The following is a 25,682-nucleotide window of genomic DNA, read 5'->3' as shown; positions in this document are numbered from 1 at the left end:
CTTTTTTATTTATTGCTATTTAAATCATTTAACTTACTGAGAAGCTGGCATTCTGCGGTCATTATTTTGATAATGACTTCTTTTCTGATGATACATATCTTGATCGGCACGTTTTAGCATGTCTTCAAGACGCTCATCTGCATAGCTGGTTGCATGTCCGATCGATAGGCTGATTGGCTGATGTGAGTAAAACTGGTTATCAACCACTAAAAGTTCATGCAAACTATTGAGACAATTTTGCAAAGCAGTTTGATCCGCACCAGGTAAAAGAACGACAAATTCATCTCCACCAATTCGAGAGGCAGAATAGGGCGTATGTTGAATAAGTTGATTCAGGATGTTACCTACGCGACGTAACTGATTGTCTCCAGCATCGTGTCCAAGGCAGTCATTTAATTCTTTGAGTCCATTGAGATCCATAAAAATACAGGATACTGGACGCAGTAAATTACGTTCTAGACGGTTCAGTTCCTGCATGTAAAATGAACGGTTACATAGCTGAGTCAAGACATCATGTCTGCCTAAATATTCCAGATAATGTTCAGCTTTTTTACGTGCGGTAATATCTGTCAGGGCAATTTGAACAATACTCCAGTCATGGAGATAATCAGGAAATACGGTAAATTGAAGCAGGACATGACGGATACTCCCATCCAGTGCATAGTTTACGGCTTCACGCTGATGATGCAGATTACCATTCCAAAGCTCAATAAGTTGTTCTTTAAAGGTCTGTACCATTTCTTTAGCAAAGACTTTATGTACATTCTTTAATAGAGCATCTTTGGTTGAGGCGCCGAACAGATCGAGAGTGGCCTGATTGACATCAATGATTCTAATCTCTCTAATGCATTCATAAATAAAATCATGATGTACATCCAGAAAAGTCTGAAAATCTTCAATTCCTAAATCACGTAAATGATCTAGTTTAATTTTAATATGGCTAAAATCCTCGATCCATAATGAAGCCGGTGAATAAATAAAACGAGCTTCAGCCAGATGGCGATTTTGTTCTTCTAAACGACGAGCTTGTGTATAAGCAGTGATGTCTTCAGTAGTAATCAAGAGTAGGGAGAGATCATGCTCATGTTGTGGCAGGACAATTCCTTTCAGCTGAATATCCAGACGCTGACCAGTCAAGGTATAGTTTACTGCTAAATGGGAAAATTGGGTGTCTCCATTCCATAGAGCGACGAGTTCCTGGATGTGGGATTTGCTCATATCCTCTTTGAACACAAGATCCAAATTTTGACTTAGATGGTTAAAGTCATCTGCCTGATAAAGCTCTAGTGTTTTAGGATTGACCTTAAGCAGTTTAATTTTTTTCGCACATTTTAAAATACGTGATTCGTCTTCTTGCAAAAAAGTGAGTAAATCCTGCACCCCTTGAGCACGCCAGAGATCAAATTGTTTTTTTACTTCACTAAAATCTTCAAGCCACATGGCAATAGGAGATAATTCAAAAATTGGAGAATCCAGCATGTTCATTCAAGCAGCTCAATTTTATTATTTAATTTAATGAGGCAAGTATAAGACCAAAAAAATGATTTTAGAATAATGTGATAATTAAATATTTATCTTGAAATTGAATGCTATTTTTATTAGATCACCTTTTATATTTCACAATAAAAAAGCCAATTCAGGAATTGGCTTTGATTGATACTAAGTCTGAAATTAGAGAAGGCTTCTACGTGCTTTATTTTCAGGCTTTGGTGGCGCAATTTCACGCTTACCATGCCAGACATCTGAAAAATCCTGTTCATTAATATTATACAGTTCAAGCAGTGCCAGAATCACACCACCAAAGACCATAGGACCTTCAGAATTGTTCTGGAAATCGAAAACCTTGCCATTCAAATTATGCAAAATGTCCTGAATCTCAAAAACACGATCACGGCCATTACTATCTGTTGGATACATCTGGGTATTCAGTAAAATTTTAGCCAGGCTTTTTTCACTATCGGTCACTGCAAGCACTTCGATCAGTTCATCGGTGGGGTCAGCAAAAATGATAGAGTCACGGAAAATGGTTTTAAGGAATTTTTCATTCAATTTCGGAAGCGGTTTTTCTACAAACGGGCGAAAAGATTGCGGGAAAATCACATTATGTGAAATCCCCTTAAACATAGGCGCAATTTCTTCTACTTTATAACCTGCAATGCCGCAGCCGACCGAGGTCAGGAAATACTTATTTTTCGGATGATTCTTGGTATAAATTTTAAAGTCATCGATATAATGCTGAATCTGTGACAACGGCATTTGTTGCAAATGCTCATTCATTGTAGGAATAGCATAGCTTTGACCAGACCAGCCACGACCAACCCCTTCTACAGCACCAAAGTGCTCAAGCGCTGTTCTTGCGGCACCGCCTGCATGCAGCCCTGCCATATTGCTGCCAAATACAAATACAGTATTTTCTGGCAAGGATTTGACGATACTTTCATCATGGTATTGGTAAGTCATGGCTTTTGATTCGATATCCTTATTGGTTTCATGTTGCCTTTGAAATGGCTAGGGGTCAAGGCAAATTACGTCTATAAGAAAGCAAAAGTCTCAAGAGAAATTAGAACTTTATGTAACTGAATTTTGGCTATCTTCATAGAGATGTTTAAAGTGCCACTTGTTTGAGTTCTTAAAGATTATTATCTAATTTTTAAATAAATATTCTTGAAATTTAATAAAATATTTAAGGCAGATAAGATGAGATGGAACTGTTTTGTAATCATTCTATTAAGTTACTTATAGACTTCAATTTTTACCAAATAGACACCTGTTTAGGCATTGAGTAATTCAGATTTAACCCCATAATTAGAGCAACAAAATATTGCCAGTGAATTGCCGCAAATTATGTCTGATAAAACCCCTTTTGATTTAGTGACCAGCTATCAACCTGCTGGCGATCAGCCACAAGCCATTGAAAAACTGGTTCAGGGAATTGAACGGGGCTATAAGAATCAGCTATTGCTAGGCGTGACAGGGTCCGGTAAGACCTACACTATGGCAAATGTGATTGCGCGGACGCAACGCCCGACCATTGTCATGGCACATAACAAAACCTTGGCAGCACAGCTCTACGGCGAATTTAAGGCATTTTTCCCGAATAATGCGGTGGAATATTTCGTTAGTTACTATGATTATTATCAGCCTGAAGCCTATGTGCCATCTTCCGATACTTTTATCGAGAAAGATTCAGCAATTAATGATCATATTGACCAGATGCGGTTGTCCGCAACACGTGCTTTATTAGAACGCCGTGATGCCATTATTGTTGCTTCAGTTTCTGCAATCTACGGTTTGGGTGATCCGAATGCCTACATGAGCATGTTGCTGCATGTGGTGGAAGGGGATCGTATTGGTCGTGATGACATTATTCGCCGTCTGGTCGAGATGCAATATACCCGCAATGAACTGGAGTTCCTGCGTGGTACCTATCGTATTCGCGGTGAAATTATTGATATTTTCCCTGCCGAATCGGATCAGAATGCGATCCGTATCGAACTGTTTGATGATGAGGTAGATTCGATCCGCTGGTTTGATCCATTGACTGGCAAAATGATCCGCAAAGTACCGCGTGTGACAATTTATCCAAAAAGTCATTATGTTACACCAAAGGATAATCTGACCCGTGCCATTGAAACCATCCGGGAAGAGTTAAAAGAGCGTCTGGTGTTTTTCCGTGAAAATGACAAATTATTAGAAGCACAGCGTATCGAACAGCGTACCCGTTATGATCTGGAAATGATGCAGCAACTGGGCTATACCAATGGCATCGAAAACTATTCACGTCATTTATCTGGCCGTCCTTCAGGTGAAGCACCGCCAACACTGTTTGATTATGTACCTGATGATGCCTTGCTGATTATTGATGAATCACATGTAACCGTTCCACAGATTGGTGCGATGTATAAGGGCGACCGTTCACGTAAAGAAAATCTGGTGAACTATGGTTTCCGTTTGCCGAGTGCACTGGATAACCGTCCAATGAAATTTGAGGAATGGGAACGTATTGTTCCAACCACGGTTTATGTCAGTGCAACGCCAGCACGCTATGAACTGGAAAAGTCAGAACAGATTGTAGAGCAGGTGGTGCGTCCGACAGGATTGGTCGATCCTGAAATTGAAATCCGTCCAGTGCTAACCCAGGTCGATGATGTATTGTCCGAAATCAATATCCGTAAAGATCTGAATGAACGTGTACTGGTGACGACATTAACCAAGCGTATGGCAGAAGACCTGACTTCATATTTGAAAGAATATGGCGTAAAGGTAGCCTACTTGCACTCAGATATCGACACCGTAGAGCGGGTAAAAATTATTCATGAATTGCGTACCGGTATTTACGATGTGCTGGTCGGGATTAACCTGTTACGTGAAGGTCTGGATATGCCAGAAGTGTCCTTGGTAGCGATTCTGGATGCAGATAAAGAAGGTTTCCTGCGTTCCGAACGTTCGCTGATTCAGACCATTGGTCGTGCTGCACGTAACTTGAAAGGTAAAGCAATTCTTTATGCGGACCGGATTACGGACTCCATGCAAAAAGCAATTGATGAAACGGATCGTCGTCGTACCAAACAAATTCAGTTTAATGAAGAGCATGGTATTGTCCCACGCAGTGCCGTACGTCAGGTGATCAAGGAAATCGATACTGGAGAGGTGCTCGATGATGATCAAATTGATGAACGTATCTCAGATCAGGCTAAAGCTTTAAGTGCGGATGAGCGGCATCTGCTGGCAGATCCAAAACTGTTTGCAAAGCATATGACTAAACTTGAAAAAGAGATGCTGAAAGCTTCTAAAGAACTGCAGTTTGAACAGGCAGCGCGTTTGCGTGATGAAATTCTACGCTTGAAGGCTCAGATGCTGAGTTAAGCAATTGATCTGCCTATGATTAGTTGTGCAAAACTAATCATAAATCTTACATATCGATACACAATCATTCACACGATGACGTTATTGTTGTTACAGATAAAATTTTACAAAAACATGTGGTCCACTCATCTGTGTGAATGAAAGGATACTTTATGACAACTAAGAATTTTTCTCAGGCAAGTCTAAAAATTGCCAAAATTGCGATTGGTAGTGCTGTTCTTCTGGGTTTGGGCGCTACGACCATGGCATATGCGCAAAAAGAGTCATTACCGACTGTGGAAAAAGTTGAACTGGACCGTTATTTGGGTAAATGGTACGAAGTGGCGCGTAAGCCTTTATATTTTCAGAATAAGTGTGACCGTGATGTCACAGCAACGTATACTTTGAATGAAAATGGCAATATCGTGGTTGATAACCGCTGTATTAAAAAAGATGGTGAACAAACCCAGTCAGGGGGTGAGGCATTTGTGCAAAATCCACCCCAAAATACCAAATTAAAAGTCAGTTTCTTGCCAGACTTCATTCGCTGGATTCCTGTCGGACGTGGCGATTATTGGGTTTTGAAACTGGATGAAAACTATCAAACCGTTCTGGTCGGTGAGCCTAAACGTAAATATATGTGGATACTCTCACGTGATCCGCAGTTGGATAAAAATGTAGTGAATGAATATTTAAAATATGCTCAGTCAGTCGGTTATGACCTAAGTGATGTGATTCATACCAAACAAACTGCACGCTAAACTCAGTTTATCCTCAAACCATGCTTCGGCATGGTTTTTTTATATTTATACAATCAGAAGCTACACATTGAAAATTTATCATTCGATCAAAGAATAGAGACAAGTATTCTTGAAGACATCCCGATATAATGCGCGCAAAGAGATTTTGGGGTAGTGAATGTATAAAGGGATCGCGCTGTCAGTGCTGGCGTCACTGGTTTTTGGTGTGCTTTATATTTTCACGCCTTTTCTGCAGCCACTAGACAGTGAGCAAACCTTTGCATGGCGTATGTTGGCGACCCTCCCGTTTCTGACGGCGTTTATGTGGTGGTCAGGTGATCTCAATCATATCAGCAGTATTTTTAAGCGAATTCTACAGCAGCCGACGTTTCTGATCTGGTTAATTATTAGCTCTTTACTTTGTACAACCCAACTCTGGTTATTCTTATGGGGGCCGATTAATGGTCGCGGCCTGCAAGTGTCGCTGGGTTATTTCCTGTTGCCTTTAGTGATGGTTCTGGTTGGCTGTGTGCTCTATAAAGAAAAATTGTCTGCCTGGCAGATGGCGGCGGTGGTTTGTGCGGTACTGGGCGTGGGACATGAAATCTGGCGGATTGGTTTTATTGCCTGGGAAACGGTCTATGTGGCTTTGGCTTATCCACTGTATTTCTTCCTGCGCCGTCGCTTTGGTACGGATCACTTGGGTGGATTCTGGTGGGACTTGTGTCTGATTCTGCCAGTGGCTTTCTATCTGGGCTTTGTACATAGCGATTCTCTCAAGCTAATGGTCAATTTCCCTCATCTCATCTTGGCAGTGTTGGGTTTGGGTTTCTTAAGTGCTTTAGGCTTAGGTAGTTATATTCTGGCAAGCCGTTATCTGCCTTTTGTGATTTTTGGTCTGCTGAGCTATCTGGAGCCAGTATTACTGGCTTTTGCCTCGATGGCACTTGGGGAACGGGTAGAATCTGGAGAATGGCTGACCTATATCCCGATTTGGCTAGCGGTGATGGTGCTGATTGTGGAAGGAATATTGCATTTAAAACAGCAGCAGTTGAAAAAAGATGAACTTGAAAAAAAAGCTGAAAAGCTGGAAAAACTCAAAAAAAGTAATGAATAATGCTATTTGCATAAGTGTGATATTCGTCAGATAATCTTGACGTAAATGTTATCTAATTCATGTACCATTTTGTTTAAAAGAATGTTCGTTATATTTAAAGGGGATAAACATGTCACAGATTGCGATTCCATATCAGTTACGTGCACGTTTATCCCAACTGGAGCCGAGCCTCGATTTAGAATGGGAGCGGAACCTTAAAGCCGTTCTGGCAGATATCTCGCCTGAGCTCAAGGAAAGTATCGATTTTCAGATTTTAAAGCCAAAAAGAATTCTCTGGGATCAGGAAACTAATCAATACCGTTATCAGGCTTATCATTCGGTAGAAGCTTTAAGCCAAAAATTTCTGAATGACCGGATGCGTTATTATGCCAGCACGTTCGGTCTCTCTTTGAAAAGCCTGCTCGGGTTAAATGACAGCTTGCAAGTTGCAGACTACCTGGAAAACGTACTCGAGCAGATTGATAAAATTGAAGTCAATGAAAACTTCCAGATGCAGCGTGAAAAGCTGGAACTACGTCGTACTTTCTTGTTGAATGCTGCTGAAATTATTCGTGGTCTTCAATTACAGCCGGTTGAGGGCGTACGTAAGCTCACTGAACAGCAGGTTAAATGCTTCATTATTGAAGTGTTTATCAAGCAACAGTTGTTGGGCTACTGGTATAAACCTTTATTAAAAAAACAGACTGCGGAAATGCAACATCCGCTATTCCGTTATTTTCTGATTAAAGAACAGCAAATCCGTCATTTTGATATTGTCCGCACTTCACAGTTTTTATTTATCGTTGCGCCTGTGATGGATGTACAACAAAACCCGTATTCTATTCGTCGCTTCCTCATAGAAGAAAAAGGTGCATTAGAAGGTCAAGTCTATCTGAATATTCTGGTTCTGGATCTGAAAGAGGATATGAATGAAGAGGTAGTGGAGACCCTGAAATCCCAGCTGCAGCGAATGGTAACCTTGCAAAGCCAGATCCATTTGGACGTCAGGGACATTGTGCATAATCTGGAGCAGGTCTCTGAACTAAAGTTATTGCCTCTGCTGGTCGAACCGGTTCAGGTGGTTGAAAAGAATGCCGATGTTGTGGCGCAACGCCATTTGAAGCAGTTGGAGGAAATTCTGACGCGGGAATTGCTGCTGCCAATGCGGGATGCGATTCGTGATCATTTATCGCATATTGAAGAGTTTGCTTATCTCTATTTGCATGTACATAAAATCTTTACTGAAATTTTAGCCTATTACTGGGACTTCAAAGCTCAGCCAGGATTTATGTTTAATTCCTATATCCAGAATTTCGAATATAAGTTATTGGCATTTATCCGTTTGCTGGAAAAGCGTAAGGGTGAAACCTTTATTCCGATGAACCGGAATGAATGGCAGGTAATGCATCAGCGTTCCCAGCAGCCGATTAAAGATATTCAAACCACAATTGCCGATAATGTGCAGCAATATCGGGATCTGAAAAAATATATCAATACGTTGAACCGTCAGAAAGCCGAATATGAAAAAAATCCATGCTGAAAAAGCTTTGGCGTAAAGATAATTCAGATGAGGCAATAGAAATAGCACTGAATAAATTGCAGCAGTTAAAACGTAGTATGTTCCTGGAAATTATTCAGGTGCCAAGAACCCATGAAAACAGCAGTGTATTTCTAGAATTTGAAAGTTTGTAAAGTTTCCAGAAAGTTGAGCGTCACTATGCCTTTCCTTGTGGGGATAATGGTCTCACCCGTTTACCTGTACTGATTCATTTGCCAGAAACTTATGATGATTTTGATGTAGAAAACTTTAATGCTTCTATGAGTCTGGATATGAATTTTTCAGCAGGCAGCAGGCTGCAACTGGATCATGAAAATGCAGTCAACTTCGAGATTTAGATTTGTGTGAATAAACAACATTTAACAAAAATCTGGTTTAGAGCTTGAAAAATGTTATTTTTCGATTTTTAAATGCAAAATCATCTGACTAATTACAACTATTTTTAAAATTTATAGTGAATATAGGCCTTTTTCCTCAAGACTTTGGCAGCTTTCGATTCAAACTTGCTGCCAATTCCATTACAATTATGGGGTTTTGAAATTTATGCTTAGATTTACAATTAATTAGAGGACGTATCTGTGAGCAAAGACACTATCGTTGCCCTCCATGCAGAGCACCAAGGTCGCTGGAAAAACCGTGAAGAACTCGCGGAGCGTATGATTGCCCTAGTAGGTCAGTTATATCGTGAAAAAAATATCGTAGCTACAGTTTACGGTCGCTCTTTAATTAACCGTTCTGTAATCCAGATCCTTAAAGCGCATCGTCGTACTCGTGTACTGGACGTTGAGCTTTCTGTTGTAGACACTTTCCCAATCCTTGAAGCATTGGCGAAAATTGACAACATCGGTACTGCTGAAATTGATCTAGGCAAACTTGCTGTTGAATTCAAAGCAAAAGGTGATGATGTTAACGCATTCGTTGCTGACGCTGTGAAATCTCTTGAAGGTAATGCAACTTCAGTTGAAGGTAAGGACGTTGTACTTTACGGTTTTGGTCGTATCGGCCGTATTCTTGCACGTTTGATGATCAGCCAGTCAGGTCTAGGCCGTGGCTTGAACCTGAAAGCAATCGTGGTTCGTAAATCATCTGACGGTGACTTGGAAAAACGTGCGTCATTATTACGTCGTGACTCAATCCATGGTCCATTCGCGGGTACGATCTCTGTAGATGAAGAAAACGAAGCAATCATTGCAAACGGTCAGTTCATCAAAGTGATCTATGCATCTAATCCATCTGAAGTGGATTACACTGCATACGGTATCGAAAATGCACTAGTAATCGACAACACGGGTAAATGGCGTGATGCTGAAGGTCTTGCTCAACACCTGAAATGCCCAGGCGCTGCTCGCGTAATTCTGACTGCACCTGGTAAAGGTGACATGAAGAACGTTGTATTTGGTGTGAACCAGGCTGACATCCTTGATGAAGACAAAATCATTTCTGCAGCAAGCTGTACAACGAACGCGATCACTCCAACACTGAAAGTGTTAAACGACAAATACACAGTGATCAATGGTCATGTTGAAACAGTTCACTCGTTCACGAACGACCAGAACCTGATCGACAATTACCACAAAGCTGATCGTCGTGGCCGTGCTGCTACACTGAACATGGTAATTACTGAAACTGGTGCTGCTAAGGCTGTTGCAAAAGCGCTTCCAGTACTTCAAGGTAAACTGACAGGTAATTCTGTACGTGTACCTACACCAAACGTATCTCTTGCGATTCTTAACCTGACTTTGGGTCAAGAAGTTGATCGTGACGAAGTGAATGAATACATTCGCCAAATCTCTATCAATTCTAACCTTCAAGGTCAAATCGGTTATACCAACTCGACTGAAGTGGTATCTTCTGACTTTATTGGTTCACGTACTGCAGGTGTATTCGACGCGCAAGCGACAATCACTTCAGGCAACCGCCTAACTGCTTATGTTTGGTACGATAACGAAGTAGGTTATAGCTGCCAAGTATTACGTATTGCTGAACAGATGGGCGGCGTAAGCTATCCAAAAGTTCCTGCTGAAACTAATGCATAATTAGTATTGAGCTGAAAAAAGGGCCTCATTTGAGGCTCTTTTTTTATTGCACGTTTTTTAGGTTTAATTTTTGGATTGAAATAGAATATTAATTTGAAAAATCACCTTGCTGATGAATTCTTGATCTGATAGCTTTCTAAACGAAAGTACATGCTAAAAAGTAAGTTCATAAATTAAGAGAAATATTATGTCAGCTTATGAAACCAGTAAACTACTGGGTCAGGTTTTATCAACGAAATGTCCTTCACGTGAAATACTGGAACACTTAGCCAATAAATGGTCAATTCTGGTGTTACGTTGCTTAAGTGATGGCGTACATCGTTTCAGTGAGCTGAAACAGCGCATTGAAGGTGTTAGTGAAAAGATGCTAGCCCAGACTTTAAAAATGCTGGAGCAGGACGGGTTCATTTTAAGAACAGTCTATCCTGTCGTACCACCAAAAGTGGAATATCAGTTGACCATTACTGGTTCACAGGCTGCAGAAAAAATAAATTATCTGATTGGTTGGTTAGAGCGTAGCCTGCCTGAGATTTTAGAAAATAAAGAACGTGTTGCAAAATAGAAGCTAAATTGCTTTTGGGGAAGCAATAAATGAAAAAGTCAGAAAATTTGGTTGCTACTTTAAATGGCGATCTATTAGATTTTATGTGCGATCAGTATTGCTCCTTATGCGCTGATACAAATGTTTGTAGAAGATAAGTCTACTGCAAAAAAAAAATCTTTTGATTTGGTCGGCGACAATGTTTGCACCTATAGCGGTGTTGATGATTTATACAAGTTGGGAAAAACAAAAAAGTACAGAGCTTATATTTCAACAATATAAGTATATTGATGCAATTAATTGAGGTCGAGACTAAATATAATATATTGAAAAATATGGTCTTAGTTGGCGATGATAATTATGACCATTTAAAAAAGACAACTTCATCTATTTGACGATGATTGTATTTTTCTAAAAAAGAGTGTTTGGTTTTAAAAGAGCTGATAAGTGACGAAAGCGGTAAAAAGGAATTAAAAAAATTAATAAATTTCCCTCTCCTTAAGGGAGAGGTCAATTAAGATGAAATTTTTATCTCAAGCCTCTTCCTGAAATCCCACCGATCAATCACTAAAATCCCAATCGAAAAAATAAAGCCAAGTACCACACAACCAACCCATTCAAAGTGCTCCCAGGCATAAACCGCACCAAGTGAGCCTAAAGCTGCACCACTAAAATAAATGGTCATATATACTGCATTAATTCTGGAACGTGATTTCAGGTCAATCCGATAAACTAGATTCTGATTTAATACATGGAATGCGGCCAGGCCAAAATAAGCCCTCAATACGCCAATCGCATAGATCACAATATTCTGCTGGGCAAAATATAAGGGCAGTGTAGAGCTGAGCATTAAAGCAATACATAGCTTGGCGACCAGATTTTCTCTGCCTTGTCCTACGGTTTTGCCTAACCAGCTTGATGAATAAATTCCGATGATCCCTAATAAGCCGAACAGGCCAATTTCAAAATCAGTGAAATGGTAAGGTGCGCTACCTAGTACGAAGGTCATGGAAGTAAAGACCATAGATAGAATACCGAAGCCTAAAGCACCTGCGCAGGCACGACGAATCAGATGCGGGTTCTGCTTAGCGATGACAAATAAAGAGCGATAAATACTGCCAATGGTCAAACCCGCCTGGGGTTGAGTATCTGGTAGTTTTTTCCACATGAGAGTGGCAAAAAGCAAGGTAATGATTCCACTAGAGAAGTAAACACCTTCCCAAGACCAATAGGTCGAAACAAAGCCAGCAAAAGTCCGCGATAGGATGATACCCATCACCAAGCCACTTATCAGTTTACCGACAATAGTAGCACTGGATTCAGGTGGACTAATCGTAGAAGCAAAAGGAATTAAAACCTGCGCCGAGATTGCTCCAAACGTCGCACATAAGGTAAACACATAAAGCGTTGATAAAGTCGTGCTGAATGAAAGCAGAATCTGTGAAATGGCTGCAAAGACCATCAGACTGACCACTAGCTTGCGTTTATTCAGAAAATCTCCCAATGGTACTAACAGCATTAAGCCCAGTACGTATCCCATCTGGGCGATCACTACCGTTAAGCCAGCCTGACTGGTTGTAATTCCTAAACTTTCCTCGATTGAATAGATCAAGGGCTGATTAAAATAAGCTGATCCGGCACAGAGACCACATGCCATTGCCATAAGTAATACAAATTGTGATGACAATGGGCTGACAGAATTCTTTTCTGTGGTCATAGCTATACCATGGGCTCTTTTTCGACGTTGAGCACTATAGGCAGCTCGATGCCAAATCAGAAATAATAAAAAACGATCAATTAAGCTTTAAAGACTATATTTTGAATTTTTATAGGTCTGAATATTTTTCAGACTGTTTTGTATTTTGAGACAAGCTGAATGAAATTACCCTTGAAATGAGCGATCTTCATGGAATAGTGCATAAATGTAGTCGAGAAATGCTTTAAAATATGGCAGAATAGGCGGTTTTAAAGTTTTTAGAGGATTGGCAATATGCGCTTTGTTGATGAAGCAGTCATTACCGTAGAGGCTGGCGACGGTGGCAATGGCGTAGCCAGTTTTCGCCGTGAAAAGTTCGTACCATTTGGTGGTCCAGATGGTGGTGATGGTGGTCGTGGCGGCAGCATTTATGTTCAGGCTGACGACGACACGAGTACCCTTGTAGATTATCGTTATACCCGTAGATTTCGCGCTGAACGTGGTAAAAACGGTGCTGGCGCAAACTGTGCTGGTCGTGGTGGCGAATCAGTTATTTTAAAAGTTCCTGTAGGAACAACTATTGTAGATAGTGAATCTGGCGACATTATTGGTGACCTGATCGAAGACGGTCAAAAGGTATTGGTTGCTCAAGGTGGTGATGGCGGCTTGGGTAATACCCACTTCAAATCGTCGACTAACCGTTCTCCACGTAAGTGTACCCATGGTGTTAAAGGTGAATTCCGTGAAATCCGTCTGGAGCTAAAAGTGCTTGCAGACGTTGGTTTACTGGGTATGCCTAATGCAGGTAAATCAACCTTTATCCGTGCAGTATCCGCTGCAAAACCGAAAGTGGCAGATTATCCATTTACCACAATGATGCCAAATCTGGGCGTTGTAGATGCAGATCGTTACCGTTCATTTGTGATGGCTGATATTCCAGGTCTGATCGAAGGTGCTGCTGAAGGTGCGGGTCTGGGTATTCGCTTCCTGAAACACTTGGCACGTACACGCATTTTGCTACACATTGTCGATGTACAACCGATTGATGGTTCAGATCCTGCTTACAATGCCAAAGCAATTATCGCAGAGCTTGAGAAATTCTCGCCAACGCTCTCTAAATTGCCTGTGGTATTGGTTCTGAACAAGGTTGACCAGTTAGCAGAAGAAACACGTGACGAATGGTGTAACCACATTCTTGAAGAATTACAGTGGGAAGGCCCTGTCTTTAAAACTTCTGGCTTAACGGCAGAAGGGACGAAAGACGTTGTGTACTACCTGATGGATCAAATCGAACAGCAACGCGAACGTGAAGTTGAAGATCCAGAATATGCAGCAGAAATGAAAGCATTCCGTGATCAGCTGGAAGCTGAAACACGTGAACAAACGATTGCTGCGAAAGAAGCTTATCGTGAAATGCGTCGCGCTCAACGTCTGGGTGGCGATGACTTTGATGATGAAGATGATGACGACAGCGACGTAGAAGTATATTACGTACGTTAATCTTTTAAAGATAAGTCTGAGGACAAGATGATAGAAGTGGTAGATGGGCAACGTCAGCTCAAGGGTTGTAAACGAATCGTTGTTAAAATCGGATCATCTTTACTCACAGCAAACGGGCAAGGTTTAGATTTAGATGCCATCTCGCACTGGGCGGGACAAATCGCAGATCTACACAATGCAGGACACGAGATTATTCTGGTGTCATCAGGTGCTGTGGCTGAAGGTATGGTTCGAATGAAACTAGAGAATCGACCCACCGATCTACCCAGTCTTCAGGCTTGCGCTGCCATTGGTCAGATGGGGCTTATTCATACCTGGTCAAGCGTACTGGATAAACACCAGATCCAGACTGCTCAGGTACTGTTAACCCATGATGACCTGGCAGATCGTCGCCGCTATCTCAATTCATGTGATGCCTTGCAGCACCTGATTGAATGGCGTGTGATTCCGGTGATTAATGAAAATGACACTGTTTCTACCGATGAAATCCGCTTTGGTGATAATGATACCTTGGCTGCCATGGTAGCAGGTCAGGTGCATGCGGATCTGCTGATTATCCTGACCGATCAGGAAGGCATGTTTGATTCGGACCCACGTTCTAATCCGGATGCTAAACTGTTCCATACCGTACGTGCGATGGATGAGAGTTTGTTTGATATGGCTGGTGGTGGTGGCAAATTTGGTCGTGGCGGCATGCTGACCAAAGTCCGCGCTGCACGTCTGGCTGCGAAGTCGGGTTGTCCAACGCTGATTGCCAGTGGTGACAGTGACTGCGTTTTATCGCGTCTTATGACGGGTGAAATGTTGGGCACGTTATTTATTACTGATGATGATCGTGTTACTGCACATCAGCAATGGCTGGCAGCGCATTTGCAAACGGCAGGTCGTCTGGTGATTGATGATGGTGCTGTTAAGGCCATTAAAGAAAATCACCGCAGTCTGTTACCGGTAGGCGTTAAAGCAGTTGAAGGTCATTTCGAGCGTGGTGATGTGGTGGAATGTGTCGATACACAAGGTCACCGTATTGCGGTCGGACGTGTGAACTTTAGTTCACGTTCAGCTGAGATCGTCAAAGGTCTAGCATCAGACAAAGTGCATCAGGTACTCGGTGAAGCCCGTTCACTGGAAATGATTCACCGCAATCATATGTCGATCTATTAAGTTAAAGAAATGTAAAAAATCCCGCTTTCGAGCGGGATTTTTTATGGCATTTTCATTAGATTTATTTAATCCAGCCCATCCGGATTAAAGGCGCAAACAGGAACTGATAAATGTTCAGGATAAAATCCATCAGTTTTTCCTGATATTTCCACCAGAGTGATAAGCCAGCCAGATTTACAACAAGTGCAATTAGGAAAGCTCCCGCCATATCAATTGGAAAATGTACACCGACATAGATCCGCGACCAAGCTACCAGCCAGGCAGTCCAGAGCAGAATTCGTCCCAAGTTTCGCTGAGGTGAAAAATAATAGGCGAGAGCAATCCCGCTAAAAATACTCATATGGTTGCTGGGAAAAGAACCTGTGGCTTCATGCTCAATTAAGGCATGACCAATTTCCATGACAAATGGACGAGGCATATTCAACACAGCAGATAAAACTTCACTTATTGATAAGGTAATGGCAGTGAAGATAAAGGCTTTGATAATCCCGGTTTTCACTTCACGATTGCCACGTAGCCAGGCTATGGCAAAGATCAGCAGGAATAAATACACCAAATCATGTGCAATCAGACAGGCATAGTTGATCATCCATATTGAAGCGTGATCAGGTGCATTAAGAATATGAAACAGATATAAGTTGGGTTGATCAAGAGACATAAGGTAAGAGGATTGATGCAAATGTCGGTTACTCTAAACTTATCAAAGTAGTATTTATACCGAAGTATGTATGAATTTGTAGCGTTGATTTTTCAAAGCAAACTCAGGTGATAAAAAACCACCCAAAAGGGTGGTTTTTAAAAGCAGAGTGCTTTTATTAACACTTATTTAAACTGAATCGAACCATTGGCATTCACGGTCATTTTAGATTCACCCGCTGCCATTTCCTGATCTGGAATAGCTGCTTCTGCATAAGCCGCTTTGGCCATTGCCATACGTGGAACCGGTGGGTAGCCTGAATTATTGGTGTTAATATTCATATTTACCAGTTGATATCCAGCCTTGTTCCAAGCCTGAGCCAGGCTTTGTGCACGTTGCTGGAAGTTTTTGGATGCTTCCAGCATCAGCTCATTTTCAATTTTCTTACGTTTTGCTTCAGATACTGTAAAGTTAATTGATTCAGTCTGGAAGTTTTGCTGCAATTCGGCAATTAGCTGTGAAGCCGCTTTGAAGTCAGTCGATTCAATACGCACCTGAGCACGAGCTCTCCACTCTCTGAGTTTGCGGTTATCATTGTCATAGACTGGATAAGTGTGTTGTGAGCCGGTTTCAATTTTCACACTCGGATATTTCTTTGCGGCATTGATGGCCTGGTTCATGAGTTGATTAATTTGCGCTGCAAGTTCAGCAGGCTGTTTATTGGATTTTTCTACATATAAATTGGCATGCATCAGGTCATTGGAAATATCGCGACTGGCCTCTGCTGAAATATTAATAATATTATAATTCAGTGGCTCATTTTGGTCTGCAAATGCAGTACTCGCCAAGGTGCCTGCAAGTATAAGGCTGGACAATGCTAGGAGGCGCATATTTTCTTCCTGTTTTTCTTAAAATTAGCCATCTTGGCTGATCCTCAGATATTAAATCTCAATTGTGCTCTTTTTGCGAAATATTTGTGGTAAGAGTGTTAAGTTTTTGATTATTTTTTCTGTAGTTTTAAAGTTTAATTATTTTAAAAATTATATATTTATTAATGCCTTATTAAAATAATTGCAAACTTTTCTGAAAGGCTACAAAAAAGTATAAAAGAAGCTGCTTTTCTTTCCTTTGTCACACGTTAAGATGATAATTTAGAGCTTAGACAGGCATGATATTTTTTTCGATAAATTTTCAGGTAAATTGAGTTGAAAGTTATTTATTTTCCTGAAAAATTCGGTATCATCCGCCTCCTAAGTTAGTTAACTAAGATTATGGCTAACTAAAATCTTATAAAGCACCGAGTCAAAGGACCAAACGTCACCAGACTTATTTCTTTCAACCCATATCAGAGATGGTAATTCGATATGAGCGTTACTTCTGTAAACCCTGCCACCAATTCCACAAACGAATACTACTTGACTCGCCAAAGTCAGATGGAATCGAATGTGCGTAGTTATCCACGTAAATTACCGTTAGCGATAGCGAAAGCACAAGGTTGCTGGGTTACCGATGTTGAAGGTACTGAGTACCTTGATTGTTTAGCTGGGGCAGGGACATTGGCTTTGGGCCATAATCATCCTGCGGTGATTCAAAGTATCCAGGATACGCTTGCAAGCGGTCTCCCACTACATACCCTGGATCTAACCACTCCTTTAAAAGATGCTTTTACTGAAGCTCTTCTTTCCTACCTTCCAGGTGGTAAAGAAGAATATTGCTTACAGTTCTGTGGTCCATCTGGTGCAGATGCAACAGAAGCAGCGATTAAACTTGCCAAAACCTTTACAGGTCGTAGCTCAGTGATCAGCTTCTCTGGTGGCTATCACGGTATGACTCACGGTTCTCTTGCCATGACAGGTAACCTGTCGGCGAAGAATGCAGTAAATGGTTTAATGCCAGGCGTTCAGTTCATGCCTTACCCACACGAATACCGTTGCCCATTGGGTCTTGGCGGTGAAGCGGGTGTTGACGCTTTAACTTACTTCTTTGAAAACTTCATTGAAGATGTTGAAAGCGGTGTAACCAAGCCAGCAGCTGTGATTCTTGAAGCGATTCAAGGTGAAGGCGGTGTGGTAACAGCACCAGTAAAATGGTTACAGAAAATCCGTGAAGTGACTGAAAAACACAACATCGTATTGATTCTTGACGAAGTTCAAGCGGGCTTTGCACGTTCAGGCAAAATGTTTGCCTTTGAACACGCAGGTATTGAGCCTGATGTAGTGGTAATGTCTAAAGCGGTCGGTGGTAGCTTGCCACTTGCGGTACTGGGTATTAAACGTAAGTTCGACGCATGGCAACCTGCTGGCCATACCGGTACATTCCGTGGTAACCAGCTGGCAATGGGTACAGGTCTTGCAACGATCAATACCATTAAAGAGCAAAACCTTGCGCAAAACGCACAAGAACGTGGTGATTTCCTGCAAGCTGAACTGAAAAAGCTAGCTGCTGAATTCCCATGTATCGGTAACGTGCGTGGTCGTGGCTTAATGATCGGTGTTGAAATCGTAGACGAACGTAAACCTGCTGATCATATGGGTTCGTTACCTGCTGATGGTCAATTGGCTGCAGCGATCCAGACTGCTTGTTTCAACAATAAATTATTGCTTGAGAAAGGTGGTCGTAACGGTACAGTGATCCGTTTGCTTTGCCCATTGATTATTACTCAGGCAGAGTGTGAAGAAGTTCTGGTTCGCTTCAAGAAAGCGGTTGCTGAAGCTTTAGTCGCAGTTCGAGGCGCGTAATTTATGGTAGATTTTGCAGAACATCGTAAAGCGTTACTCTGCAATGATGCTGCATCTATCGCTGACTATGAGTCAGCGATGGACCAAGCGACCGAAGCGGTTGCAGCATGGTTGCAAAATGACAAAATGTACACGGGTGGCAGCATCAAGGAATTGCGTAGCGCAATTTCTTTCAACCCTTCTAAAGATGGTTTGGGTCTTCAAAAATCTTTAGAGCGTATGGTTGAGCTATTCCTTAACAAAAGCTTGAAAGTACATCACCCGCATTCTCTAGCGCATTTGCACTGTCCAACCATGGTAGCAAGCCAGGTTGCGGAAGTGCTGATCAATGCGACTAACCAATCCATGGATTCATGGGATCAAAGTCCAGCGGGTTCTTTGATGGAAGTGCAGTTAATCGACTGGCTACGTCAAAAGGTTGGTTATGGTTCAGGTCAGGCGGGTGTATTCACTTCAGGTGGTACACAGTCGAACCTGATGGGTGTATTGCTGGCGCGTGATGCCTGCATCGCGAAAAACTGGAAAGATGAAAACGGTAATCCGTGGTCGGTTCAGCGTGATGGTATTCCTGCGGACGCGATGCGTAACGTCAAAGTCATCTGTTCTGAAAATGCGCACTTCTCTGTGCAAAAGAACATGGCAATGATGGGTATGGGCTTCCAGTCAGTAGTCACTGTTCCTGTAAATGAAAATGCACAGATGGATGTTGATGCTCTGGAAAAAACCATGGCGCATCTTCAGTCTGAAGGCAAAATCGTTGCATGTGTGGTAGCAACCGCAGGTACAACCGATGCGGGCGCGATTGATCCATTGAAAGCAATTCGTGAAATCACCAATAAATATGGCGCGTGGATGCATATCGATGCGGCATGGGGTGGCGCACTGATTCTATCCAATGACTATCGTTCTATGCTGGATGGGATTGAGTTATCTGATTCGATCACACTGGATTTCCACAAGCATTATTTCCAAACGATTTCATGTGGTGCATTTTTGCTCAAAGATGAAGCGAACTATCGTTTCATGCATTATGAAGCAGAGTATTTAAACTCTGCTTATGATGAAGAGCACGGCGTTCCGAACCTGGTATCGAAGTCACTGCAAACGACACGTCGTTTCGATGCGTTGAAGTTGTGGATGACGGTTGAAGCCTTGGGTGAAGAGCTTTACGGTTCAATGATTGATCATGGCGTGAAATTGACACGTGAAGTGGCAGACTACATCAAGGCAACTGATGGTCTGGAACTTCTGGTTGAGCCACAGTTTGCATCAGTATTGTTCCGTGTGGTTCCAGCAGGTTATCCAGCTGAGTTTGTGGATGCCCTGAACCAGAACGTAGCAGATGAGCTGTTTGCACGTGGTGAAGCGAATATTGGTGTAACTAAAGTCGGTCAGGTTCAATCTCTGAAAATGACGACTTTAAGTCCGGTGGCAACACTTGAAAACGTGAAGAACCTGCTGGCACTGGTGCTTGCAGAAGCGGATCGAATCAAGGATTCCATCGCTGACGGTACTTATACACCACCAATTGCATAAGTGATTGTGGTGTGAAAAAGGAGGCCTATTGGTCTCCTTTTTTTATATTTCAACAAAGATTATTTGTTTCTAGATCGAATTTAAATAGTGGTTATTCATGCATCAAAATTGTGGTAAAAAAAGAAATTCTTTATAAGAAATACAAAATTTTTTACATATTTAGTTGCTATAAAAATGTCGAAAAAATTCTTAAATAATTCATAATATATTGAAAATAATAAATATTTTTTAGTTATTTGGTGCTGTAACAGCTATCATAAAATCTTCATAAATCTGTAACCAGCCTGTCATATTTAAAAATCAAAATACTTGTATCGAAACAAGTACAACACGACAAAAAAAGTGGCGTACTCCAAATTTAAATGATTGTGAGAGATACAGAATGCGCTTTACAAAAATTACACTTGCACTTGCAGTGATGGGGCTAGGCATGACTGCAGCGAATGCAGCACGCGACACAATTCAAATTGCAGGTTCTTCAACTGTACTTCCATATGCAAGTATTGTAGCTGAAGAATTTGGCAATACTTTCCCGCAGTTTAAAACTCCAGTTGTCGGCTCAGGCGGTTCGTCAGGTGGTTTAAAGCAGTTCTGTAATGGTGTTGGTGATAATACCATCGATATCGCAAACGCATCTCGCCAGATCAAAAGTTCCGAATTGGCAGAATGTAAAAAGAATGGCGTTAACCAGGTACTAGAAATCAAAATCGGTTATGACGGTATTGTCTTTGCATCGAATGCCAAAAAAGCAGCTTACAAACTTCGTCCACAACATGTTTTTGCAGCCTTGGCAGCACAGTTACCAGCCAATGGCAAAATGGTAGCTAACCCGTATACACGCTGGAACCAGATTGACAAGTCACTTCCTAATGAGCCGATCACACTGGTAATCCCTGCTTCGAATCATGGAACACGCGAAGTCTTCCAGGAGAAGATGGTGGATGCAGGTTGTGAAACATATGCTGCAATTAAGTCTTTAGATAAAGATGCCAAAAAGAAAGCCTGTACCACTTTCCGTAAAGATGGTCGTGTTATTGAAATTTCAGGTGACTACACCGAAACGCTGGCACGTCTGAAAACCTCTCAAAGTGCAGTTGGTGTATTTGGTCTAGGTTTCTATGACCAGAACCGTGACAAACTGCGTGTTGCAACAGTTAACAACGTTGCACCATCTGAGCAGACCATCCTGAATGGTTCTTATCCGGTATCTCGTCCATTGTTCTTCTATGTGAAAGGCGAACACCTGAAATCAATCAAAGGTTTGCCACAGTTCACTGAATACTTCCTGAGCAAGAAAGTATCTGGTAAAGGATCGAAACTGGAAAAAGCAGGTTTGATTTCAATGTCTGATAAGGAACGTGCAGCAGTACTTGCTAACTTTAAGGCAGCTAAAGTAGTTGTAGTGAAGTAAGCAAATATTGAAATAGCTGGTGGCTGGAAACGGTCACCGGCTTTTAGTCATAGATAGGTTTTTTAAAAATATGAAGATTGAAAAAACAGTGGAGCATACATGAATCTGCTACTCCTGGGTGTGTTACTGGCGATTATCGCTGTTGCCTATCAGATCGGATTAAGTCGAAGCCAGAAATTGGCAGGCCAAGGCAAAAACACAGCAATGCTGAATTCGCGTCCTGGCTATTATGGCGCCATGGTGGCTTTATGGTGTGGTATTCCTGCATTTTTAATCTTCATGATCTGGAATCTGGTTGAACCTGTGCTCCTGGAACAGCTGGTGCTGAAACACCTGCCACAACGGATGGTCGCAGGCATGGATTCTGCAGCTCTGAGTGTGATCGTGGATCGGGTGCAGGCACTGGCTTCCGGTTTTGGCGTTAGTGATACACCACAGGCTTATGAACTGGCTGCAGCAGAGCAGGTGGCACGTATCATGAGCATCAGCAGCTATGCCAAGCTGGTGGTAGTGATCTCTGTTGCTGTTGCCGGACTGGTTTGGGCCAAAAAACGTATCAGTAATCAGTTGCGTGCACGTCATCAGGTTGAAAAAGTCATCAATATCAGCTTGGCACTCTGTTCTGGTGTTGCCATCCTGACCACACTCGGCATTGTCATGTCGATGTTTGGCGAAGCAATGCGCTTCTTTAGCTTCGTCAGCCCAATTGATTTTTTCTTTGGCACACAATGGAACCCGGGTTTTAGCACTTCAGGCAATGCCGAAGGAAGTTATGGCCTGTTGCCTTTATTGTGGGGCACCTTGATGGTCAGTGGAATCGCCCTGTTGGTCGCAGTCCCATTGGGTCTGATGATTGCAATCTATTTGTCCGAATATGCCTCACCAAAATTCCGTTCATGGGCAAAACCGACTATTGAGGTTCTGGCTGGTATTCCAACCATCGTTTACGGTGTGTTTGCCTTGATGATTCTGGGCCCATTTATTAAAACGCTCGGTGCTATGGTCGGTGTTGATATTAATGCGACCAGTGCCTTAACTGCCGGCTTTGTTATGGGCATCATGATCATTCCATTTGTATCTTCTTTATCAGATGACATTATTACCCAGGTACCACGTGCCTTACGAGACGGTTCACTGGGTCTAGGCGCAACCAAATCTGAAACGATCCGCCAAGTGGTGCTGCCAGCCGCTTTGCCGGGCATTATCGGTGCCTTCTTGCTGGCAGCATCCCGTGCGATTGGTGAGACCATGATTGTGGTACTGGCAGCAGGTAATAGCCCGCTGTTACATGCTAATCCACTAGAAGCGGTATCAACTGTAACCATTACCATTGTGAACCAATTAACTGGCGATACTGACTTTGCCAGTCCACAAGCACTGGTTGCGTTTGCATTAGGTCTGACTCTTTTTGTTATTACCTTAGGTTTGAACATTGTCGCACTGTACATCGTGCGTAAATATCGTGAGCAATACGACTAATGAGTACTTCAAATACCACACCTTTAGATCAGCGTATTGATCCATCTGTTAATGCTGAGCTGCGTGAAGAGCGTAAAAAGACCATTCAAAGCTCTCTTGCACGGCGCCATCGCAAAGAAAAAACCTTTCGTATGCTTGGTTTTTCTGCGGTATTGGCGGGTCTGTTCTTTGTCGTATTGCTATTCGGTAGTATCTTGGCCAAAGGCTTGCCGGCATTCTGGCAAAGCAGTATGAGCCTGCCTATCCATTTCGATCCGGCAATTGTCAATATTGGTCCACAACCCAAACAGACTGCCGGCGAGTCTCCTGCACAGTTTGAACAGCGTATGGTGGATTGGCAGATGCAGGCTGGCATGGTCGACTGGGATGCCCTGATCATTAATGGCATGATTGCCAAAGACGGCAAGCTGGAAAACCAGCGTGATGAACTGGGTTATTTATATACCAGTTCAGAAGCCTATCGTCTGCGTGACATGGTGCTGAACAATCCAAGTCTGGTCGGAAAAACCCAGGAAGTTAAAATTTTGGCCGACGCCAATGTTGATGTATGGCTTGCAGGTAATATTGACCGTAACCTGCCAGATGAGCAGCAACAGCTAAGTCCTGAAGTCCGCCAGATTGCTGATGACATGAAAGCTTCAGGCGTGATCGAAAACAGCTTCAATACCAATATCTTTACTAATCCGGACTCCCGTAGTTCGCCTGCAACCTCTGGTTTGGCAGGTGCATTCATGGGCTCACTGTTCATGATGTTGATCGTGATCTTTATCTCGATTCCAATCGGTGTAGCTTCAGCAATCTATCTGGAAGAGTTTGCACCAAAAAACTGGATCACCGATGTCATTGAAGTCAACATCAATAACCTGGCAGCCGTTCCGTCTATTGTTTTCGGTCTACTCGGTGCAGCGATCTTCATCGGCTGGATGCATTTACCACTTTCAGCGCCATTAGTCGGTGGTCTGGTACTTAGTCTGATGACTTTGCCAACCGTGATTATTACTACACGAGCTTCTCTAAAAGCTGTACCACCATCGATTCGTCAGGCAGCCTTAGGCTTAGGTGCCTCACGTTTACAAACTGTATTCCACCATATTTTACCACTCGCACTACCGGGTATTTTGACCGGAGCGATTATTGGTGTCGCACAGGCACTTGGTGAAACCGCACCACTGTTATTGATCGGGATGAGCGCCTTTGTTGCTAGCGTACCTGCAACGCCACTAGATCAATCGACTGCTTTGCCTGTACAGATTTTCCTGTGGCAGGGTAATGAATTGCGTAACTTCTTCGAAGGTCGTACTGCTGCCGCCATTATTGTTCTCCTTGTCATGATGATTGGCTTAAACAGCTTAGCCATCTGGTTACGCAAGAAGTTTGAAGTCCGTTGGTAAGGAGAAAATAATGAAAACAATGAATATTTCAAACTATTTAAAAAGGATCTATCCATGAACCTCCAGCAAAATAAATTTATTGCAGATGCCGCTGCAACCAAGCCCCTGATTTCATATAATTCTCAGTTCGAGACCCAAGCTGAAAATAAGAAAAAAGACAAGACGGGCAATGTCAAGCTGAGTGCGCAGGATGTACATGTTTACTATGGTGAACTCGAAGCGATCAAAGGTATTGACCTGAACATTTATGAAAATGAAGTGATCGCCTTTATTGGTCCATCGGGTTGCGGTAAATCCACTTTCCTGCGTGCTCTCAACCGGATGAACGACACCATTGATGGTTGCCGTATGACAGGTAAAGTTTTGCTGGATCATCAGGATATTTATGATCCTAATCTGGATGTAGTATTGCTACGTGCGCAGGTTGGCATGGTATTTCAGAAACCAAACCCATTTCCAAAATCTATTTTTGACAATGTGGCCTATGGCCCGAAACTGCATGGTCTGGCTCGCGATAGATATGATCTGGAAGAAATTGTCGAGAATAGTCTGCGTAAGGCCGGATTGTGGAATGAAGTAAAGGACCGACTGAATCAGCCGGGAACAACTTTATCTGGTGGTCAGCAGCAACGTCTCTGCATCGCGCGAACCATTGCGGTAAGCCCGGATGTTATCCTGATGGATGAACCATGTTCAGCGCTGGATCCGATTGCGACAGCAAAAGTGGAAGAGCTGATTTCCGAACTTTCTACCCAATATACGATTGCTATTGTGACTCACTCAATGCAGCAGGCGGCACGAGTATCAGATCGAACTGCATACTTCCATTTAGGTGATTTAATTGAAGTGAATTCGACAGAAAAAGTCTTTAGCCAGCCGGATCATCAGTTGACAGAAGCATATATTACTGGTCGTTTTGGTTAATACACATTTAAAAAATAGTTTAAAACAGAATCTTAGGGTTCTGTTTTTTTTTTGTTATGCTGTATGTGATTTTTTAAAATTATAAAATTAAATTGAGATGCGTAATTATAAATTGACCAAAAAAGAAGGCAAGGTCGTTGCTGAAACACAGCAAGCGCTCTATCGAGCATTATTCGGCTCAGTGAATTTTCCAAGAAATCTAAGCATCTTTTTGGTTGGTATTAGTCTTTTTATGGCGACTTTGGTTCTGCATGAAGGGTGGTTTCCCACTTCACAAAGCCAAGGTATGAGCAATTATCATCGTTGGTTATATGATGTTTATGTGATGGTTTCCATATTCATTAGAGATGGATCCGTAAATTTGAACAACTCCTATAAGTGATATTCTGCTCC

The 25,682-nt window shown here is 42.2% G+C and carries 20 protein-coding genes; 15 read left to right on the top strand and 5 right to left on the bottom strand.

All coding sequences use genetic code 11. From position 1 onward, the window contains the following. Nucleotides 1-33 precede the first annotated feature (33 nt). Both HADU_RS07245 and HADU_RS07240 read right to left on the bottom strand, forming a co-directional pair. Nucleotides 34-1,485 carry a sensor domain-containing diguanylate cyclase gene (locus HADU_RS07245; protein ID WP_008304888.1) on the bottom strand — a complete coding sequence of 484 codons (1,452 nt, stop codon included), beginning with the start codon at nt 1,483-1,485 and terminating at the stop codon, nt 34-36. A gap of 186 nt (nt 1,486-1,671) precedes the next feature. Next, nucleotides 1,672-2,460: a hypothetical protein gene (locus tag HADU_RS07240; RefSeq protein ID WP_004893982.1), complete on the bottom strand. Its 789-nt coding sequence runs from the start codon at nt 2,458-2,460 to the stop codon at nt 1,672-1,674. Nucleotides 2,461-2,844: 384 nt separating this feature from the next. Between HADU_RS07240 and uvrB the strand changes: the two genes are divergently transcribed. The 7 genes from uvrB (at nt 2,845) to HADU_RS07210 (ending at nt 10,837) form a co-directional block, all read left to right on the top strand. Then, the gene (gene uvrB, locus HADU_RS07235) at nt 2,845-4,866 is read left to right on the top strand and encodes an excinuclease ABC subunit UvrB (RefSeq protein ID WP_008304885.1); all 2,022 of its coding nucleotides are present in this window, start codon (nt 2,845-2,847) and stop codon (nt 4,864-4,866) included. A 152-nt stretch (nt 4,867-5,018) separates the two neighbouring features. Beyond that, nucleotides 5,019-5,606, top strand: coding sequence for a lipocalin family protein (locus HADU_RS07230; RefSeq protein ID WP_008304883.1), 588 nt, complete (start codon nt 5,019-5,021; stop codon nt 5,604-5,606). 157 nt (nt 5,607-5,763) lie between these two features. Continuing rightward, the gene (gene rarD / locus HADU_RS07225) at nt 5,764-6,702 is read left to right on the top strand and encodes an EamA family transporter RarD (protein ID WP_008304881.1); all 939 of its coding nucleotides are present in this window, start codon (nt 5,764-5,766) and stop codon (nt 6,700-6,702) included. Nucleotides 6,703-6,811: 109 nt separating this feature from the next. Next, nucleotides 6,812-8,221, top strand: coding sequence for a hypothetical protein (locus HADU_RS07220; RefSeq protein WP_008304880.1), 1,410 nt, complete (start codon nt 6,812-6,814; stop codon nt 8,219-8,221). Beyond that, on the top strand, nt 8,215-8,373 hold the full coding sequence (locus HADU_RS15890; protein ID WP_004893995.1) for a hypothetical protein: 159 nt from the start codon (nt 8,215-8,217) through the stop codon (nt 8,371-8,373). Before HADU_RS07220 ends, HADU_RS15890 begins: the two co-directional genes overlap by 7 nt. A 444-nt stretch (nt 8,374-8,817) precedes the next feature. Then, complete coding sequence (locus tag HADU_RS07215) at nt 8,818-10,275, top strand: glyceraldehyde-3-phosphate dehydrogenase (protein WP_008304878.1); 1,458 nt, start codon at nt 8,818-8,820, stop codon at nt 10,273-10,275. A gap of 187 nt (nt 10,276-10,462) precedes the next feature. Continuing rightward, complete coding sequence (locus tag HADU_RS07210; RefSeq protein ID WP_008304875.1) at nt 10,463-10,837, top strand: winged helix-turn-helix transcriptional regulator; 375 nt, start codon at nt 10,463-10,465, stop codon at nt 10,835-10,837. 493 nt (nt 10,838-11,330) lie between these two features. On the opposite strand, the gene HADU_RS07205 is transcribed toward HADU_RS07210, so the two are convergent. Next, nucleotides 11,331-12,533, bottom strand: coding sequence for an MFS transporter (locus HADU_RS07205; protein WP_008304871.1), 1,203 nt, complete (start codon nt 12,531-12,533; stop codon nt 11,331-11,333). Between the two features lie 273 nt (nt 12,534-12,806). Between HADU_RS07205 and cgtA the strand changes: the two genes are divergently transcribed. Both cgtA and proB read left to right on the top strand, forming a co-directional pair. Further along, nucleotides 12,807-14,012 (top strand): Obg family GTPase CgtA, encoded by a 1,206-nt coding sequence (gene cgtA / locus HADU_RS07200; protein ID WP_004894010.1) that lies wholly within the window; start codon nt 12,807-12,809, stop codon nt 14,010-14,012. Nucleotides 14,013-14,039: 27 nt separating this feature from the next. Beyond that, nucleotides 14,040-15,173, top strand: coding sequence for a glutamate 5-kinase (gene proB / locus HADU_RS07195; RefSeq protein WP_004810509.1), 1,134 nt, complete (start codon nt 14,040-14,042; stop codon nt 15,171-15,173). A 61-nt stretch (nt 15,174-15,234) separates the two neighbouring features. Here the strand turns inward: proB and HADU_RS07190 are convergent, their stop codons facing one another. Both HADU_RS07190 and HADU_RS07185 read right to left on the bottom strand, forming a co-directional pair. Then, nucleotides 15,235-15,831 (bottom strand): phosphatase PAP2 family protein, encoded by a 597-nt coding sequence (locus tag HADU_RS07190; protein WP_008304867.1) that lies wholly within the window; start codon nt 15,829-15,831, stop codon nt 15,235-15,237. A 164-nt stretch (nt 15,832-15,995) separates the two neighbouring features. After that, nucleotides 15,996-16,700, bottom strand: a complete 705-nt coding sequence (locus tag HADU_RS07185) for an SIMPL domain-containing protein (protein WP_008304865.1) — start codon at nt 16,698-16,700, stop codon at nt 15,996-15,998. 474 nt (nt 16,701-17,174) lie between these two features. Here HADU_RS07185 and HADU_RS07180 point away from each other — a divergent pair, with 474 nt between their 5' ends. The 6 genes from HADU_RS07180 (at nt 17,175) to pstB (ending at nt 25,289) form a co-directional block, all read left to right on the top strand. Further along, complete coding sequence (locus HADU_RS07180; RefSeq protein WP_004810505.1) at nt 17,175-18,548, top strand: diaminobutyrate--2-oxoglutarate transaminase; 1,374 nt, start codon at nt 17,175-17,177, stop codon at nt 18,546-18,548. A gap of 3 nt (nt 18,549-18,551) precedes the next feature. Continuing rightward, complete coding sequence (locus HADU_RS07175; RefSeq protein WP_008304863.1) at nt 18,552-20,084, top strand: pyridoxal phosphate-dependent decarboxylase family protein; 1,533 nt, start codon at nt 18,552-18,554, stop codon at nt 20,082-20,084. Between the two features lie 382 nt (nt 20,085-20,466). After that, nucleotides 20,467-21,495: a substrate-binding domain-containing protein gene (locus HADU_RS07170; RefSeq protein WP_008304861.1), complete on the top strand. Its 1,029-nt coding sequence runs from the start codon at nt 20,467-20,469 to the stop codon at nt 21,493-21,495. Nucleotides 21,496-21,594: 99 nt separating this feature from the next. After that, nucleotides 21,595-22,974, top strand: coding sequence for a phosphate ABC transporter permease subunit PstC (pstC, locus tag HADU_RS07165; RefSeq protein ID WP_004810498.1), 1,380 nt, complete (start codon nt 21,595-21,597; stop codon nt 22,972-22,974). Continuing rightward, complete coding sequence (gene pstA / locus HADU_RS07160; protein ID WP_008304859.1) at nt 22,974-24,365, top strand: phosphate ABC transporter permease PstA; 1,392 nt, start codon at nt 22,974-22,976, stop codon at nt 24,363-24,365. Before pstC ends, pstA begins: the two co-directional genes overlap by 1 nt. A 54-nt stretch (nt 24,366-24,419) precedes the next feature. Further along, nucleotides 24,420-25,289, top strand: a complete 870-nt coding sequence (gene pstB / locus HADU_RS07155) for a phosphate ABC transporter ATP-binding protein PstB (RefSeq protein WP_008304857.1) — start codon at nt 24,420-24,422, stop codon at nt 25,287-25,289. Nucleotides 25,290-25,682 lie beyond the last annotated feature (393 nt).

The organism is Acinetobacter sp. HA (assembly GCF_000264725.1).
GTDB classification, from domain to species: domain Bacteria; phylum Pseudomonadota; class Gammaproteobacteria; order Pseudomonadales; family Moraxellaceae; genus Acinetobacter; species Acinetobacter schindleri.
Note: the sequence above shows the minus strand (reverse complement) of the source record. Positions and strands in the feature narration are given on the sequence as shown.